Annotated in this window: 19 protein-coding genes; 15 read left to right on the top strand and 4 right to left on the bottom strand. The window is 58.3% G+C overall.

Going from position 1 to position 14,412, the window contains the following annotated elements; all coding sequences use genetic code 11:
- Positions 1-30 precede the first annotated feature (30 nt).
- From ruvC to JZX87_RS00740, 8 genes are all read left to right on the top strand, one after another.
- Positions 31-540 carry a crossover junction endodeoxyribonuclease RuvC gene (gene ruvC / locus JZX87_RS00775; protein ID WP_148145917.1) on the top strand — a complete coding sequence of 170 codons (510 nt, stop codon included), beginning with the start codon at positions 31-33 and terminating at the stop codon, positions 538-540.
- 69 nt (positions 541-609) lie between these two features.
- Positions 610-861: an AbrB/MazE/SpoVT family DNA-binding domain-containing protein gene (locus JZX87_RS00770; RefSeq protein WP_206823010.1), complete on the top strand. Its 252-nt coding sequence runs from the start codon at positions 610-612 to the stop codon at positions 859-861.
- 4 nt (positions 862-865) lie between these two features.
- Positions 866-1,297, top strand: a complete 432-nt coding sequence (locus tag JZX87_RS00765; RefSeq protein ID WP_206823008.1) for a type II toxin-antitoxin system VapC family toxin — start codon at positions 866-868, stop codon at positions 1,295-1,297.
- Positions 1,294-1,908 (top strand): Holliday junction branch migration protein RuvA, encoded by a 615-nt coding sequence (ruvA, locus tag JZX87_RS00760; RefSeq protein ID WP_148145912.1) that lies wholly within the window; start codon positions 1,294-1,296, stop codon positions 1,906-1,908. The genes JZX87_RS00765 and ruvA overlap by 4 nt, the downstream gene beginning before the upstream one ends.
- 71 nt (positions 1,909-1,979) lie before the next feature.
- Complete coding sequence (ruvB, locus tag JZX87_RS00755; protein WP_183821137.1) at positions 1,980-3,020, top strand: Holliday junction branch migration DNA helicase RuvB; 1,041 nt, start codon at positions 1,980-1,982, stop codon at positions 3,018-3,020.
- A gap of 31 nt (positions 3,021-3,051) precedes the next feature.
- Complete coding sequence (locus JZX87_RS00750) at positions 3,052-3,540, top strand: NUDIX hydrolase (RefSeq protein ID WP_343062370.1); 489 nt, start codon at positions 3,052-3,054, stop codon at positions 3,538-3,540.
- 53 nt (positions 3,541-3,593) lie between these two features.
- Complete coding sequence (locus JZX87_RS00745; protein ID WP_206823007.1) at positions 3,594-3,815, top strand: hypervirulence associated TUDOR domain-containing protein; 222 nt, start codon at positions 3,594-3,596, stop codon at positions 3,813-3,815.
- Positions 3,808-4,203, top strand: a complete 396-nt coding sequence (locus JZX87_RS00740; protein ID WP_183821140.1) for a hypothetical protein — start codon at positions 3,808-3,810, stop codon at positions 4,201-4,203. Before JZX87_RS00745 ends, JZX87_RS00740 begins: the two co-directional genes overlap by 8 nt.
- Here the strand turns inward: JZX87_RS00740 and JZX87_RS00735 are convergent.
- From JZX87_RS00735 to JZX87_RS00725, 3 genes are all read right to left on the bottom strand, one after another.
- Positions 4,197-5,078 carry an NAD-dependent epimerase/dehydratase family protein gene (locus JZX87_RS00735; RefSeq protein WP_206823006.1) on the bottom strand — a complete coding sequence of 294 codons (882 nt, stop codon included), beginning with the start codon at positions 5,076-5,078 and terminating at the stop codon, positions 4,197-4,199. The two genes, JZX87_RS00740 and JZX87_RS00735, sit on opposite strands and share 7 nt — an antisense overlap.
- The gene (locus tag JZX87_RS00730; RefSeq protein ID WP_183821142.1) at positions 5,075-5,902 is read right to left on the bottom strand and encodes a glycosyltransferase; all 828 of its coding nucleotides are present in this window, start codon (positions 5,900-5,902) and stop codon (positions 5,075-5,077) included. The genes JZX87_RS00735 and JZX87_RS00730 overlap by 4 nt, the downstream gene beginning before the upstream one ends.
- Positions 5,903-6,032: 130 nt before the next feature.
- Positions 6,033-7,253 (bottom strand): NAD-dependent epimerase/dehydratase family protein, encoded by a 1,221-nt coding sequence (locus JZX87_RS00725; protein ID WP_183821143.1) that lies wholly within the window; start codon positions 7,251-7,253, stop codon positions 6,033-6,035.
- Positions 7,254-7,375: 122 nt separating this feature from the next.
- On the opposite strand from JZX87_RS00725, the gene ybgC reads away from it, so the two are divergent.
- Entirely contained in the window at positions 7,376-7,825 is a 450-nt protein-coding gene (gene ybgC / locus JZX87_RS00720) for a tol-pal system-associated acyl-CoA thioesterase (RefSeq protein ID WP_148145899.1), read from the top strand.
- A 30-nt stretch (positions 7,826-7,855) separates the two neighbouring features.
- On the opposite strand, the gene JZX87_RS00715 is transcribed toward ybgC, so the two are convergent.
- A complete protein-coding gene (locus JZX87_RS00715) occupies positions 7,856-8,341 on the bottom strand; it encodes a DUF3617 domain-containing protein (protein ID WP_206823004.1) in 486 nt (161 codons plus the stop codon).
- Positions 8,342-8,786: 445 nt separating this feature from the next.
- Here JZX87_RS00715 and tolQ point away from each other — a divergent pair, with 445 nt between their 5' ends.
- From tolQ to ybgF, 6 genes are all read left to right on the top strand, one after another.
- Positions 8,787-9,506, top strand: a complete 720-nt coding sequence (gene tolQ / locus JZX87_RS00710; RefSeq protein WP_148145895.1) for a protein TolQ — start codon at positions 8,787-8,789, stop codon at positions 9,504-9,506.
- A 26-nt stretch (positions 9,507-9,532) separates the two neighbouring features.
- The gene (gene tolR, locus JZX87_RS00705; RefSeq protein WP_148145893.1) at positions 9,533-9,991 is read left to right on the top strand and encodes a protein TolR; all 459 of its coding nucleotides are present in this window, start codon (positions 9,533-9,535) and stop codon (positions 9,989-9,991) included.
- A gap of 9 nt (positions 9,992-10,000) precedes the next feature.
- Positions 10,001-11,146 carry a cell envelope integrity protein TolA gene (gene tolA, locus JZX87_RS00700; RefSeq protein ID WP_206823003.1) on the top strand — a complete coding sequence of 382 codons (1,146 nt, stop codon included), beginning with the start codon at positions 10,001-10,003 and terminating at the stop codon, positions 11,144-11,146.
- 30 nt (positions 11,147-11,176) lie between these two features.
- Positions 11,177-12,484: a Tol-Pal system beta propeller repeat protein TolB gene (gene tolB / locus JZX87_RS00695; protein WP_148145889.1), complete on the top strand. Its 1,308-nt coding sequence runs from the start codon at positions 11,177-11,179 to the stop codon at positions 12,482-12,484.
- Positions 12,485-12,667: 183 nt separating this feature from the next.
- Complete coding sequence (gene pal / locus JZX87_RS00690) at positions 12,668-13,201, top strand: peptidoglycan-associated lipoprotein Pal (protein ID WP_148145888.1); 534 nt, start codon at positions 12,668-12,670, stop codon at positions 13,199-13,201.
- A gap of 198 nt (positions 13,202-13,399) precedes the next feature.
- A complete protein-coding gene (gene ybgF / locus JZX87_RS00685; RefSeq protein ID WP_148145886.1) occupies positions 13,400-14,407 on the top strand; it encodes a tol-pal system protein YbgF in 1,008 nt (335 codons plus the stop codon).
- The last annotated feature ends 5 nt before the right edge of the window (positions 14,408-14,412 follow it).

The raw sequence follows: 14,412 nt of genomic DNA, 5'->3' as shown, positions 1-14,412 counted from the left end.
TATCAAGGGCGGGTGAAGGTAGGGTGAGGCATGGCAGACATCATTCGAATCATCGGCATCGATCCCGGACTTCGACGCACCGGCTGGGGTGTGATCGACACGATCGGCAACAGCCTGAAGTTCGTCGCTTCGGGCACGGTAACCTCGGATGGGGATCTGGATCTCGCTTCGCGCCTGTGCCAGCTGCATGACGGGCTTGCCGAGGTCGTGCATGCCTACAAGCCGGATGAGGCTGCAGTCGAGCAGACTTTCGTCAACAAGGATGCGGTCGCGACGTTGAAGCTTGGTCAGGCCCGCGGCGTCGTGATGCTGGTGCCTGCTCGTGCCGGACTGCCTGTTTCGGAGTACGCGCCGAATGCCGTGAAAAAATCCGTGATCGGCGTCGGCCACGGCGATAAGAAACAGATCCACATGATGCTGAAGATCCTGATGCCCAAGGTCGAGTTCAAGGGTGACGATGCTGCTGATGCTCTCGCCATTGCCATCTGCCACGCCCATAACCGTGGCGGAAACCGTATGCGTCAGGCGTTGGCCGGATAACCGCTCAATAGGTTTGTTCTTGACTTGTTCTCTAGGTAAGATATTTTCTTACTCAAAGGAGAGCAGGTCATGCGTGTGACATCGAAAGGGCAGGTAACTATACCACGGGATCTTCGCGAGCTCGTCGGCATAGAGCCGAACAGTGAGGTAATCTTCGGTTTGGAAGGTGGCGTGATTACCCTGACACCCAAGCATGGAACCACTGCAGACGCGGACCGTGCGCGGCTTGATCGTTTCATCGCCACGCTTAAAGAACTGGGCGGGACTGGTGACCAGTCCATCGATGCCGACGAACTGATGCGTATAACGCGCGATCGATAACGGCATGGCAACTCTCATCGATACCAATATTCTCGTCGACCTTGCCGTGCGAGATCCACATTGGCTTGAGTGGTCGCGACGGCAACTGCTGGCGGCCATGTCGCGCGGTAGTGTGGTGATCAACCAGATCATCTTTTCGGAATTCTCTTATCGGTACGATGAGCTGGAAACCGTGGATGCGCTTTTGCCGCGCAACCAGTTCATTCGTGAAAACCTGCCCTGGTCGGCGGCATTCGCGGCCTCCTATGCCTTTCGCCGGTATCGGTCCGATGGCGGACAGCGTGATCGCGTATTGCCGGATTTCCTCATCGGCGCGCATGCGACGATCCGTGGATATACATTGCTGACGCGCGACCCTTCCGGCTATCGCCGCTATTTTCCGGGTATCGATCTGATCGCGCCCGACACGCACCCTCTTTCAGGAAAACAGACATGATCGGCAAGCTTAAAGGCACTATCGACGAGATCGGAACGGACCATGTGCTCGTTGACGTGCATGGTGTCTGTTACGAAGCCTTCTGCTCGTCGCGCACGCTGTCGCGGCTGAATGTCGGCGAGGCGGCGATCCTGTTTATCGAGACCTATGTGCGCGAGGATCAGCTGAAGCTGTTCGGTTTCGTCTCGGCGCTGGAACGCGAATGGTTCGGTCTGTTGCAGAGTGTACAGGGCGTCGGTTCGAAGGTGGCGCTTGCCGTTCTTTCGACGTTGACACCGGGTGAGCTCGCCAATGCGATCGCGCTGCAGGACAAGACCGCGGTTTCGCGTGCGCCGGGTGTCGGCCCCAAGGTGGCGGTGCGCATTGTCACCGAATTGAAGAACAAAGCGCCGGCCTTTGCGGGTGAAGCCTCCGCCAATATCGGCCTGAAGCAGGAAATTGGCGAGGGCGTCGCCTCCGCACCTATCTCCGATGCCGTTTCGGCGCTGACCAATCTCGGTTATTCGCGCGATCAGGCGGCCAATGCTGTGGCTGCGGCGCTGAAAACTGCAGGTGAGGAGGCGGACAGCGCGAAGCTGATCCGGCTGGGGCTAAAGGAACTCTCACGTTAACGGCTATCGCGGCTGCGTATTTTGTCCATGTCGTGTATTGACTGGATAACTGGTTCGAACGGAAATACCTTATGACTGACGAAACCCGCCTCATCTCGCCGGAAAAGCGGGGCGAAGATCTTGATACGGCTTTGCGCCCCCAATCGCTGGACGAGTTTACCGGACAGGCAGAAGCCCGCGCCAATCTGAAGATCTTTATCGAGGCGGCGAAGAACCGTGGCGAGGCGCTGGACCACGTTCTTTTCGTCGGCCCGCCGGGACTAGGCAAAACGACGCTGGCGCAGATCATGGCGAAGGAGCTCGGGGTCAATTTTCGCTCGACCTCCGGCCCGGTCATTGCCAAGGCGGGAGATCTTGCGGCGCTTTTGACCAATCTCGAAGAACGCGACGTTCTGTTCATCGATGAAATCCATAGGCTAAACCCGGCGGTCGAGGAAATTCTTTATCCTGCCATGGAGGACTTTCAGCTCGACCTGATCATCGGCGAGGGGCCGGCGGCGCGTTCGGTGAAGATCGATCTTTCTAAATTCACGCTGGTTGCTGCCACCACCCGTATAGGCCTTCTGACCACGCCGCTGCGCGATCGATTTGGTATTCCGGTGCGCCTGTCCTTCTATACCGTAGAGGAGCTGGAGGGCATCGTGCGGCGCGGGGCGCGGTTGATGGGGCTCAAGATGACGGATGACGGCGCTCGTGAAATTGCCCGCCGTGCCCGTGGAACGCCGCGTATCGCCGGTCGCCTCCTGCGCCGCGTGCGCGATTTTGCCGAGGTGGCGCGTGCCGAAGCGGTGACGAAGGAAATTGCCGATGAGGCGCTTGTCCGTCTGAATGTCGACCATGCCGGTTTCGACCAGCTCGACAAGCGTTACCTCAACATGATCGCGGTGAATTTTGCCGGCGGGCCGGTCGGGATCGAGACGATCGCGGCGGGCTTGTCGGAGCCGCGAGATGCGATCGAGGATATTATCGAGCCCTACATGATCCAGCAGGGTTTCATCCAGCGTACGCCGCGCGGGCGAGTGCTCACCGCCGTAGCCTGGAAACATCTCGGCCTGCAGCCGCCCAAGGATATGGAAGCGGCACAGTTCCGCATGAGTTTGGAAGATGATTAAGAAAGACAAGCCGCAGGATCTGCGTATCCGCATGAAATTCAAGCCTAAGCGTATCTTTCAGATGCGCATTGCCGGCCTGGCGTTTCGCGATGGGCATGTGCTCGTCCATCGTGCGGTTCACGAGCCCTTCTGGACTTTTCCCGGTGGCCGGGCGGAAGTGGGGGAGACATCCGAGGAGACGCTCAAGCGGGAGATGGTCGAGGAACTTGGCGTGATAGCCGATATCGGCCCGTTGCTTTGGGTGGCGGAGAACTTTTTTCATTACGAAGGCAAGGACTGGCACGAACTCGGCTTTTATTACCGGATGGAACTGCCGGAAAGCTTTCCGTTTCATCCGAGCGATATCGTGCATCGTGTGGTCGATACGCATGAACTTGAGTTCAAATGGGTTCCGGCGACCAGGGATGCGCTCAAGGCTCTCGATATCCCACCCTATTTCATCGCTGAAGAGATCGAAAATCTGCCGACTTCGCCGCGTCATGTCGTTCAACGGGATGGCGACCTCGATCTGAAGAGCTGATTTCGGAACATCATGCGGCTCCTCGAGTTTCCCAAGGGAGAAAGGAGCCATGCATGCAGAAAATCCAAGTCGGAAATGAAGTCGAATGGAAATGGGGTCGCTCCAAGGCAGAGGGTAAGGTCACCCAGAAATTCACCGAGGACGTAGAGCGCCGGATCAAGGGAAAAACGATCAAGCGCAAGGCGGACGACACGGAACCGGCATTCCTGATCAAACAGGATGATGGCGACAGCGTTCTGAAAAGTCAGTCGGAGGTGAAAAAGACCCATGGCTGATAAGGATTTCGACAATCGTCCGCCGGCGGACGTTGCGGCTGCTGCTGAAAAGGGGCTGAAACTCAGGGCTAAGTTCCGGCGCGGCGGCACCACTGTCGGCATTGCGCGCGCCCGCGATCTCCAGCATCGCAAGTCGCTCTCCGATCTTACCGTCAAGAGAATGGTCAGCTATTTCGCCCGCCACAAAGTCGACAAGCGCGCCGAGAATTTCGGTGATGATGAAGAGCCCTCCACCGGGTACATCGCATGGCTCCTGTGGGGCGGCGATGCCGGGCAGAAATGGGCGGAAGAGCAGGCCAAGGCCATCGAGGCGAAGAAAAGAGAGAAACAGCCGAGCCGTCATGGCCGAGACGGCAATGTCCAGCGGCATGCTTCACATCATCAGTGATCATCCTCGATCTGGCCAGCCAGTATCGCCATGGTTTCGTCGAACCGCCGCATTCCTCCGGGCCGCCAGCCCATGCGGCGGATCTTTTCGGTAGCCATCGCGTTCGCAGAGAGTGCCGCTAAGGCAACCTGCTGGGCCGAAAGCCCCAGTCTTTCCAGGATTGTTCGCGTATCGACTGTGACGTCCGAGATGTTGAAGCTCTGCGCACTTATCGAAGAAGCATCCATTGTCAGCATGAGCTGGACAGCCAGGGCGACATCTGCTCCGTGGACCTCCGTGCCTGCACGTGGCGCAACCGGTTTGCCGACAAGCGTATCGGCGATGAGATCATCCCATTTATTTGGACGGAACTCTCCATAGATGCCGGTGGCGCGCAGCGATGCGGTGACGAAATCCTGGCCGGATAAGGTGCTCAGCGCATGCTCACAAGCGAGCTTGATCTCGCCGTAAAGGGATGTCGGTGAGAGCGCCAGCTCTTCCGTGAGGACCGTGCCTATTTCGAGACCATCATAAACGGCGCGGCTGGAGAGAAATACGGTTCGTTGCACGCCTGCTTTTTTTGCCGTTTCGAAGAGTTTGACCGATCCGTCGAGATTTAGACGCCGGAAACGCTTCGGATCCGTGCCTTCACCACCCCGGTATTTTCCCGGAAGGTGATCGAAAGCTGCATGGATAAAAGCGTCGATGCCTTCGAATGTGCTGGACTGATTGAGTTTGGGATCAAGGTGCAGCGGACGGAAATCAGCCGGCTGTGAGAAGAAACCTGCCGGAGGTGGTTTGCGGGCGCCAACTGTCACGGCATATCCTGCCGACAGAAGGCCTTCGACGATATAGCGGCCGACAAGACCTGTGCCGCCGGAAACCAGCACCCTCACGCCGCATCTCCGGGATTGGAGAGCTGTGGGCCGGGTAGGGTGCTGGTATCGGGGATGTTCCTGCCGTCATGAAAGGCATGCCAGAGGTCGATCAGAGCGTGTAACTGATCGGATTTTGGATGATTTGCCTCCCACGGCTTTTCATACTGGTAATGAAGGATGGCGACGCTTTTCCAATCCCACAGGGCAGGCATGGTGAACCAGACGTATTGCAGCATGTTCATGGTGACCGGCAGGCCGTGCCAGTCGGGAAAGAAGCTTTCGAGAAAGGTCTGGTCGGTCCGCCGCCAGAAGGCGTCGGGTTGGTCGAGGGCTGCAAGCATGCGCTCGAAGGTTTCGGCGGACGGTTTTGCAACAAAGACGCCGGAATTGAGCCGGTGGAAATCAGCAAGGCTCTCGTAGACATTCGGGGCTGCGGAAAATTCCGGATAATCGAACAGCTTGTCGATGTTCTTCAGCACGATCACGTCTGCATCAAGGAAAACGATAGTGCCGTATTCCTTGAGTTGCCAGAGCCGAAGCTTGCAGAAATTGTCGAGCGGCGTGTGGAAGTCGGGTTTGCGGCCCTTTGTGAAAGGGGCGGCACCATGCAGGTTCTTGCGGGCATGACGCTCGTTGAAGCCGTCAGACAGGGGAAGGTGCGAGACTTCGATGGTTCGGCAGCCGAGCGTCCTGAGATTGCCCAGAGCCTCAGGCGAAACCGCACCCGTATGCAAAATGACGATGTCAGCCGTGGTGCCGGTCCGGTGCAGCGAGTGGACCAGTGCGGTCGCGCCCATGATGTAATCTGCATTGGTCACGAGGGTGACGAAGGCGTTCCGCATGGCTTGTTGTGGTCCTGTTCGCGTGCCGCGCACGTCATGCTCAGGCCTGTCCCGAGCATCTATCGCCTTGGCAGGATTGTACATCATCCTCGGGTTTAACCCGAGGACGAGGGGGACGAAATACGGTTTCCTAGGAAACCGACTTCAGCCGCTTGCCTTCCGGGTCGCGTTCGACGGTGGCGGCGATGTCCTTGGTCCAGGCGGAGACGGCTGGAACGCGGCTGCGATCAACGCGATAGGCGTATTTCTTCGCAACGTCGACGATCTCGGACAGCAGACCTTCGCCGAGCGTTGTCGGCTTGAGGCCGAGTTCGATGAACTTCTCGTTCTTCACCACGAGATCGTTTTCCGGTGCTTCCTTGCGCGGATTTGGCAGCCAGGCGATCTTTGCGCCGGTCATCTTCGAGATCATCTCGGCCAGATCACGGACACGGTGGGTTTCGGTCATCTGGTTGAAGATTTCGACGCGGCCACCGCGGGCAGGGGGATTGTTGAGGGCGATCTCGATGCAGCGAACCGAGTCCTGAACATGAATGAAGGCGCGGGTCTGGCCTCCGGTGCCATGTACGGTAAGCGGATATCCGATTGCCGCCTGGATGAGAAAACGATTCAAGACCGTCCCGTAATCCCCATCATAATCAAAGCGATTTATCAGCTGCTCATGGATGCGCGTCTCGGCCGTATGGGTACCCCAGACGATGCCCTGATGCAGGTCGGTGATCCGCATGCGGTCGTTCTTGGCGTAGAATTGGAAGAGAAGCTGATCCAGGCACTTGGTCATGTGATAGATCGAGCCGGGATTGGACGGGTAGAGAATTTCCTGGGATACCGTCTCGCCGCTCATCGTCTCGATGCCGACCGGCAGATAGCCTTCGGGGATGGCTGCGCCGACCGTCGAATAACCATAGACGCCCATCGTGCCGAGATGGACGAGGTGGGTGTCGAGATCGAGTTCGACCAGCGCATTCAGGAGATTGTGCGTGGCGTTGACGTTGTTGTTGACCGTGTAGTTCTTGTGGCGGTCGCTCTTCATCGAATAGGGGGCTGCGCGCTGTTCGGCAAAATGCACGATCGCATCCGGGCGATGCTCGGCAAGCCAGTTCTTCAGGAGTTCGTAGTCCTTGGCGAGATCGATGAGATTGAAATGGATGCGGCGGCCGGTCTCCGCGTGCCAGATGCGGGTGCGCTCTTGGATACTGTCCATCGGGGTCAGAGACTGCACGCCGAGTTCCGTATCGATCCAGCGGCGGGAAAGATTGTCGAGAATATGGACTTCATGGCCCGCATGGGACAGGTGAAGGGATGTTGGCCATCCGATGAAACCGTCGCCGCCCATGACTGCAATCTTCATAAAAAATCTCCGGTGGTGTTCTGAACTTTTCCTGATAGGGAGGAAATATGACGCCCTTTAAATGGTGGTGCAGAGTGCTCCCAATATCCAGATGGCGATAAGGTTTTTCCAAGGCAAGCCTCATGAGTAGTGATAATTTTCTTCTTTCCGGCGAATTGACCGATCACGGACACCGGCTCGTACAACGCGTCTATTACGAGGACACGGACTTTTCCGGCGTCGTCTATCACGCGCGTTACCTGCACTTCCTCGAAAGGGGCCGGACCGATTATCTGCGCTGCCTGGGCTGCGAGCAGAGCGCGCTTCTGGCTGCCGATGAGGAAGGTCTTGTGTTCGTCGTCCACCGGATGGAAATCGACTTCAAGCAACCGGCGCGGATGGATGATGTCCTGACGATTACGACAGCGACGGAAAAGGCGGGTGGCGCCAAGATGGTGCTCAGTCAGGAAATCCGCCGTGGCGACACGCTGCTGATCGCCGCCAAAGTGGTGATCGCAGTGATCAACAAGCATGGGCGACCCCGGCGGCTTCCGGAGACGATTGCAGATAAGTTTCTGGGGCATGGCGCGTAGTGCGCCACGCCTGACATATAGATCTTGCGGTCAGGGGCGGAGAATAAGGCCGCTCTTGGTCATCCTCTTCATGCCTGGCTTAAGCTCGGCCGGGCATTTTCCGGCATAGGTCACCTTGGCATTGGCATGGAGAGTATTGGTCTTGCCGAGCGCATTCACGAACTGCGTGACTGATTCGAAGCTGTAGCCGGTCTTGAAGTCTCCCGAAAACGTGACCTGCAATTTGGCCTCGGTCTTTTCGGTCAGCTTGCAGGTCGCGTCGATCTTGCCTGATGATTTGCGGGTGCTGGAGTTCGTGACCTTGCACTCTTTGGCGAAATTATCCCAGACGTCGGTATCGAGAAAGTCATTCCTGGCCTCTTCAATGCACATCGACCAGTCCGCGAACGGATTGTCTTCGGCCTTGAGCAGCCACAAGCCGGCTGTTCTCGGAGGGATATCCTTGGCGGCCGCGGGGGAAATCAGAAACACGGACAGGAGAGCGGCACCGATCAGGGTGCGTTTGAAAACAAGCATTTATTCCTCTTTGAAAATGTTCTCCGCGCAAGTTGCGCGAGGTCGCCTCAAGGCGGGATGGTGATGGTCGGACGGATAGCCAAGGCATCTGCCGTGCTCAAGCTGCCGGTGGTTGCATGCCGGCATATCTCGCGCTCACCCTGCCGGAATGGTCGGCGAGTGGTGGGCAAAACAATCATCATTTGCGGATTTGTCGAGTCGTTTCAGGAGGATGGGGTGCGCAATTGTAACGCATTATTAACGATAATGTTGTCTTACTCAGGACCGAGGAATTTGTGCAACGCACGCCTTCCTTTGACCAAATTTGAAGGCGAGAAGCCAAGCAGAAAACTCAGGACATCTTGGGGTTAGGGCTGCGCTCTCGGTGGTCAGACAGATATTCGCGAGCATGCGCTTTGGAACCCGCCCGGTCACCATGCCGGGCGTTTGGATTCGGGGATAGTTGATGGAACAGGTAGCTTTGGAAGCCGCAACGCACGACGTCAGTCTGCTGGCGTTGTTTATGCAGGCGGGGCTTCTCGTCAAGCTGGTCATGATCGGTTTGCTCGGGGCGTCGGTCTGGACCTGGGCGATCGTGCTCGACAAGTATGTAAGCTTCTCCAAGGCGCGGAAGCAGTTCGATCAGTTCGAACAGGTCTTCTGGTCGGGCCAGTCGCTGGAAGAGCTCTACCGCACGCTCGGTGAGCGTCAAAACAATGGTCTCGCTGCCATCTTCGTTGCCGCCATGCGCGAATGGAAAAAGAGCTTCGAGCGCGGCGCACGGTCGCCGATCGGCCTGCAGATGCGTATCGACCGTGCGATGGACGTGACCATGGCACGCGAAGGCGAAGCCTATGAGGCACGCCTCGGATCGCTGGCAACGATCGGTTCGGCCGGTCCGTTCATCGGCCTCTTCGGTACGGTCGTCGGTATCATGACATCGTTCCAGGCGATTGCCGGTTCGAAGTCGACCAACCTTGCAGTCGTTGCTCCCGGTATTGCCGAAGCTTTGCTTGCAACCGCGATCGGCCTTGTCGCCGCTATCCCGGCTGTTATCGCTTACAACAAGTTCATGGCCGAAGCTGGCAAGCTGCACTCCCGCATGGAAGGTTTTGCCGACGAATTTTCGGCCATCCTGTCTCGTCAGATCGACGAAAAGCTGCAGCCGCGCCAGGCCGCGCAATAAGCCGCGCGACGAAGGAGAGCTAGATCATGGGCATGTCTGCCGGAGGAGCGAATGCATCGGGTGGCGGTCGCCGCGGACGTCGTGGTCGCCGCCGTGGCGGTGCCATCAGCGAAATCAACGTGACGCCGCTCGTCGACGTCATGCTGGTGCTTCTGATCATTTTCATGGTCGCGGCTCCGATGATGACCGTAGGCGTGCCGATCGACCTGCCGGAAACGCAGGCGAAGGCGATGAACTCCGATACCCAGCCGATCACCATTTCCGTGAATCCGGCAGGTGAAATCTACCTGCAGGAAACGCCGATCGTGATCGACGAAGTCGTTCCGAAGCTCGAGGCGATTGCCACGACCGGTTATAACGAGCGCATTTATGTGCGTGGCGACACAGCTGCCGCCTATGGCGTCGTGATGAAGGTCATGGCCCGCATTTCTGCTGCCGGTTATAAGAATATCGGCCTCGTTACCCTTCAGGAACAGGACAGGTAATCGAGTGCCATGAAGGGAAGTCTCGGCACATCGCTGGTTCTTCACACGCTGGTTCTGACCTGGGCGATGGTTTCGCTCAGTGCGCCGGCGCCCATGACCGTGGCCGATGTCGAGGCCCTGCCCGTCGACATCGTGCCGATCGAAGACGTCACCCATATGATGCAGGGCGACAAGAAGGCGCCGATGACGGAAAAGCCTTCGGTCAAGGAAACAAAAAACCAGAAGATCATCGAGAACGCCGAGAATGCAGGCGAAAACGATGTCGACCTGAAGGCACCGCCGACACCTTCCAAGAAGCCGACACAAGTGGAAGCTGCAGCCGCGCCGAAACCGACGGAACGCCCGACGCCGACACCAACGCCCGAGCAGAACGAAGTCAAGGATATCGCGCCGGAAGAGACCGCGCCGAAGCCGACCGAGGTCGCCGCGCTGCCGCAGCCGAAGCCCGAGCCTACGCCGCCGAAGCCTGAGCCCACTCCGAAGCCGGAACCGACACCTGCTCCCGCCGAGACCCAAGCGGAGGAAATTCCGCTGCCGTCTTCTATTCCGCTGCCGGCCTCCAAGCCGAAGCCGGAACCGCCGAAGGAACAGGCAAAGCCGGTTGAAAAGCCCGTCGAGAAGCCGGTCGAGAAAAAGCCGGAAACGAAGCCTGCCGAGACTGCCAAGCCAACCGACAAGAAGGAAGGCAAGAAGCAGGAGACCGCGAAGTCTTCTTCTTCGCAGAAGAGCGACTTCAACGCCGACGAGATCGCCTCGCTCCTTAACAAGCAGGAAGCATCCGGCGGTGGCGCCAAGCGGTCAACCTCGCCGGCATCCACCGGAAGCACCAAGCCGTCCACCGGCGCGAAGCTGAGCCTCAGCGAGATGGACGCGCTACGCGGCCAGATCCAGAACAACTGGTCGACCATTGCCGGTATCGAAGGATTGCAGGGCATGGTGATCCGGGTGACGTTCAGGCTCGACAAGTCGGGCATGATTGTCGGTGAGCCCGAAGTAACATCGACTGGGGGCTCTTCGATGGCGCGCCGGACGATGGAGGGTGGTGCGTTGCGCGCGGTCCTCAAGTCGCAGCCCTTCAAGGGCCTGCCGGCCGAGAAATACGACGCCTGGAGCGAAGTTGCCGTGAATTTCGACCCCAGTGATCTGGGGCTCTAAAGAATCAAATAGCTGAAAGGCTTTAGCGATATGATCAGACATTCCCTCATCGGTATCATGATGGCGATTGCCGGAATGGCGATGACGTTTTCCACGTCGGCACAGGCCGCAGTGGAAATCAACATCAACAAGGGCAATGTCCAGCCATTGCCGATCGCGATCACGGACTTCCAGTCCAACAATGATCTCGGTGCCCAGATCGCCCAGGTGGTCGCTGCCGATCTGCAGCGCTCCGGCCTGTTTGCTCCGGTGAACAAGGCGGCCTTCATCGAGAAGATCTCCGATCCGAACAAGGCGCCGCGTTTCCAGGACTGGACGGCGATCAACGCCCAGGCGCTGGTCGTCGGCCGGGTTACCCGTGAGGGCGACGGCCGTCTGCGCGCCGAGTTTCGCCTGTGGGATACCTATGCCGGCCAGCAGATGACCGGCCAGCAATTTTTCACCCAGCCGGACAACTGGCGGCGTCTCGCCCATATCATCGCCGACGCGATCTACGAGCGCATTACGGGTGAAAAGGGCTATTTCGACACCCGCGTCGTGTTCGTCTCGGAAAGCGGTCCGAAGACCGCCCGCCAGCGCCAGCTTGCGATCATGGACCAAGACGGTTTCAACGTCCGCATGCTGACCAACACCAAGGACCTGGTGTTGACGCCGCGCTTCTCGCCGAGCCGTCAGGAAGTCACCTACATGTCGTTTGAAGGCAATCAGCCGCGCGTCTATCTGCTGCAGCTGGAAACCGGACAGCGCGAAGTGGTCGGCAATTTCCCGGGCATGACGTTCTCGCCGCGCTTCTCTCCCGATGGCCAGAAGGTCATCATGAGCCTGCAGCAGGAAGGCAATGCCAATATCTATACCATGGACCTGCGCTCGCGAACGACGACGCGCCTGACCTCGACTGCCGCAATCGATACGGCGCCTTCCTATTCGCCGGATGGTCAGAGAATCACTTTCGAAAGCGACCGTGGCGGCCGTCAGCAGATCTACGTGATGAACGCCGACGGTTCGGGACAGAACCGTATTTCCTTCGGTGACGGTTCGTATTCGACACCGGTCTGGTCGCCGCGCGGCGATCTGATCGCCTTCACCAAACAGTCGGGCGGAAAATTCTCGATCGGTGTGATGAAGCCGGACGGTTCGGGCGAACGTATCCTGACGTCGGGCTTCCACAACGAAGGTCCGACCTGGGCGCCGAATGGCCGCGTGCTGATGTTCTTCCGCCAGGGAGCAGGTGCCGGTGGTCCGCAGCTCTATTCGATCGACCTGACCGGTTACAATGAACAGATGGTCAAGACGCCGTCTTACGGCTCCGACCCGGCGTGGTCGCCGCTCTTGGAATAGGTTGTGTGAACAGGTGCAATCAAGAGTGAGGCGACCTCGCCTCTTTTCCGCCCCAATCCCAGCAGAATGGGGCGGTTACGGGACACCGGAAGGTTTGGTTAACCATAGCCATTTGAATATGGTTAACTCAATTAGGTTAGAGTCTGGCAACTCTGAATTTCATGATCCAAGGAGAGATCGGCCATGAGCCGCACTTATACCCCGGCGATGAGCCGCATGCAGACCCTCGCTCGCAATCCAGCCGTCATCGCACTGACGCTGGCGCTCGCACTTGCTGGCTGCGCCAACAAGAAGAACCTGCCCAACAGCGCAGGTGAACTTGGCCTCGGCGGTGCAGGCTCGGCAACCCCCGGCTCGACCCAGGACTTCACGGTCAACGTTGGCGACCGTATCTTCTTCGATACCGACTCGACCTCGATCCGCGCAGACGCCCAACAGACGCTCGACCGTCAGGCTCAGTGGCTCGGCCGTTACCCGAACTACGCGATCACCGTCGAAGGCCATGCCGACGAACGCGGTACCCGCGAATACAACCTGGCTCTCGGCGCACGCCGTGCCGCTGCCACCAAGGAGTATCTTGCGTCGCGCGGCGTTCCGGCAAACCGCATGAAGACGATCTCCTACGGCAAGGAACGTCCGGTCGCCGTTTGCGACGACATCTCCTGCTGGTCGCAGAATCGCCGCGCTGTTACCGTTCTCGGTGGCGCCGGCATGTAATCTCAGTAGAGGCTTCGGCCTCGGCGAAGATGACAATTACGTTAGAAAAGGTGGTCTTTCGGCCACCTTTTTTGTTTTTCCTTAGTTTGGCCCCGATTCCCTAGATTTTGAATGATGGCTTGGTTGCTTTTTGCCGGCAGGTAAGAAAAATCCGTCTCGCGTCATCCCGACGCAAATCAGAGAAGCAGGACGAACGACATGAAGAAAATTGTCTTGGCAGCAATGCTAGGGCTGGCGGCAATGACAGGCCCCGCCGGGGCATTCCAACTGTCTCTGCCGAAACTCTTCCAGGGCGAGCAGAGCGCTCCGCAACAGGCAAAGCCCGAACAAGGCGAAATCATCCTGGCGCAGAGCAATGATGCCGTTCGTAACCAGCAACTCCAGGAAGAACTCCGGCAGCTTAACGGCCGGATCGAGGAAATGAGCTATCAGCTGCTGCAGATGCAGGAGCAACTGCGCAAAACGCAGGAAGATAACGAATTCCGCTTCCAGGAGCTGGAAAAGAAGAAGAGAAGCGATTTGGGCGACACGACCGGGCAACCGGCCGTGGCGTCCAGCCGCCCTTCCTCATCCACCCCACCTCAGTCTTCCGGAGGTGATGATGTCGCTCGCGCCATCGAGGCACCATCCGACATCGGTACAGGTGGTCAGCAGAGCAGTAGCGCGCCGGCCCCAACGACGCTTGGCTCAATGGAGTTTGATCAGAACGGTAATCCGGTCGGCGCCAGCCGCAACGACAGTGCCCGCAATTCATCCGCGCTTCCTGGGGTCGACACGGGATCGCCCCGTGCAGGCAAGGACCCTCAGAAAACAGCGTCGCTCGGCAGTGAAAGCGATGCCTACAAGATTGCTTATGATCACGTATTGACTGGCGATTACCAGCTCGCCGAAACGGAGTTTTCCACCTACATCTCCTCCTATCCCAAGAGCACTCGGCTTGCGGATGCCAATTTCTGGCTCGGCGAGGCGCAGTATTCGCAGGCCAAGTATAACGACGCTGCCAAGACGTTCCTCAATGCACACCAGACTTACGGAAAATCGCCCAAGGCTCCGGAAATGCTTCTGAAGCTCGGCATGTCGCTTGCGGCTCTGGATAACAACGAGACTGCCTGCGCGACGCTCAAGGAAGTACCGCGCCGTTACCCAACTGCTGCCAAGGCCGTGCTTTCGAAAGTCAGCAGTGAGCAGAAGCGCCTCGGCTGCTAGCGAAC

It is taken from the genome of Agrobacterium sp. Ap1 (genome assembly GCF_017313375.1).
In the GTDB taxonomy this organism is placed as follows: Bacteria; Pseudomonadota; Alphaproteobacteria; order Rhizobiales; family Rhizobiaceae; genus Neorhizobium; species Neorhizobium cellulosilyticum.
The sequence above is the reverse complement of the archived record's forward strand: the minus strand, read 5'-3'. Positions and strand labels throughout refer to the sequence as shown.

What these genes read in the sequence shown, in the direction of transcription:
- JZX87_RS00740 (WP_183821140.1), top strand. Translation starts at nt 3,808, where the DNA reads ATGGCTGATAAGGATTTCGACAATCGTCCGCCGGCGGACGTTGCGGCT.
- JZX87_RS00730 (WP_183821142.1), bottom strand. Translation starts at nt 5,902, where the DNA reads ATGCGGAACGCCTTCGTCACCCTCGTGACCAATGCAGATTACATCATG.
- JZX87_RS00765 (WP_206823008.1), top strand. Translation starts at nt 866, where the DNA reads ATGGCAACTCTCATCGATACCAATATTCTCGTCGACCTTGCCGTGCGA.
- ybgF (WP_148145886.1), top strand. Translation starts at nt 13,400, where the DNA reads ATGAAGAAAATTGTCTTGGCAGCAATGCTAGGGCTGGCGGCAATGACA.
- tolB (WP_148145889.1), top strand. Translation starts at nt 11,177, where the DNA reads ATGATCAGACATTCCCTCATCGGTATCATGATGGCGATTGCCGGAATG.
- tolQ (WP_148145895.1), top strand. Translation starts at nt 8,787, where the DNA reads ATGGAACAGGTAGCTTTGGAAGCCGCAACGCACGACGTCAGTCTGCTG.
- ruvB (WP_183821137.1), top strand. Translation starts at nt 1,980, where the DNA reads ATGACTGACGAAACCCGCCTCATCTCGCCGGAAAAGCGGGGCGAAGAT.
- JZX87_RS00745 (WP_206823007.1), top strand. Translation starts at nt 3,594, where the DNA reads ATGCAGAAAATCCAAGTCGGAAATGAAGTCGAATGGAAATGGGGTCGC.
- pal (WP_148145888.1), top strand. Translation starts at nt 12,668, where the DNA reads ATGAGCCGCACTTATACCCCGGCGATGAGCCGCATGCAGACCCTCGCT.
- JZX87_RS00770 (WP_206823010.1), top strand. Translation starts at nt 610, where the DNA reads ATGCGTGTGACATCGAAAGGGCAGGTAACTATACCACGGGATCTTCGC.
- ruvC (WP_148145917.1), top strand. Translation starts at nt 31, where the DNA reads ATGGCAGACATCATTCGAATCATCGGCATCGATCCCGGACTTCGACGC.
- ruvA (WP_148145912.1), top strand. Translation starts at nt 1,294, where the DNA reads ATGATCGGCAAGCTTAAAGGCACTATCGACGAGATCGGAACGGACCAT.
- tolA (WP_206823003.1), top strand. Translation starts at nt 10,001, where the DNA reads ATGAAGGGAAGTCTCGGCACATCGCTGGTTCTTCACACGCTGGTTCTG.
- JZX87_RS00725 (WP_183821143.1), bottom strand. Translation starts at nt 7,253, where the DNA reads ATGAAGATTGCAGTCATGGGCGGCGACGGTTTCATCGGATGGCCAACA.
- ybgC (WP_148145899.1), top strand. Translation starts at nt 7,376, where the DNA reads ATGAGTAGTGATAATTTTCTTCTTTCCGGCGAATTGACCGATCACGGA.
- JZX87_RS00750 (WP_343062370.1), top strand. Translation starts at nt 3,052, where the DNA reads ATGAAATTCAAGCCTAAGCGTATCTTTCAGATGCGCATTGCCGGCCTG.
- tolR (WP_148145893.1), top strand. Translation starts at nt 9,533, where the DNA reads ATGGGCATGTCTGCCGGAGGAGCGAATGCATCGGGTGGCGGTCGCCGC.
- JZX87_RS00715 (WP_206823004.1), bottom strand. Translation starts at nt 8,341, where the DNA reads ATGCTTGTTTTCAAACGCACCCTGATCGGTGCCGCTCTCCTGTCCGTG.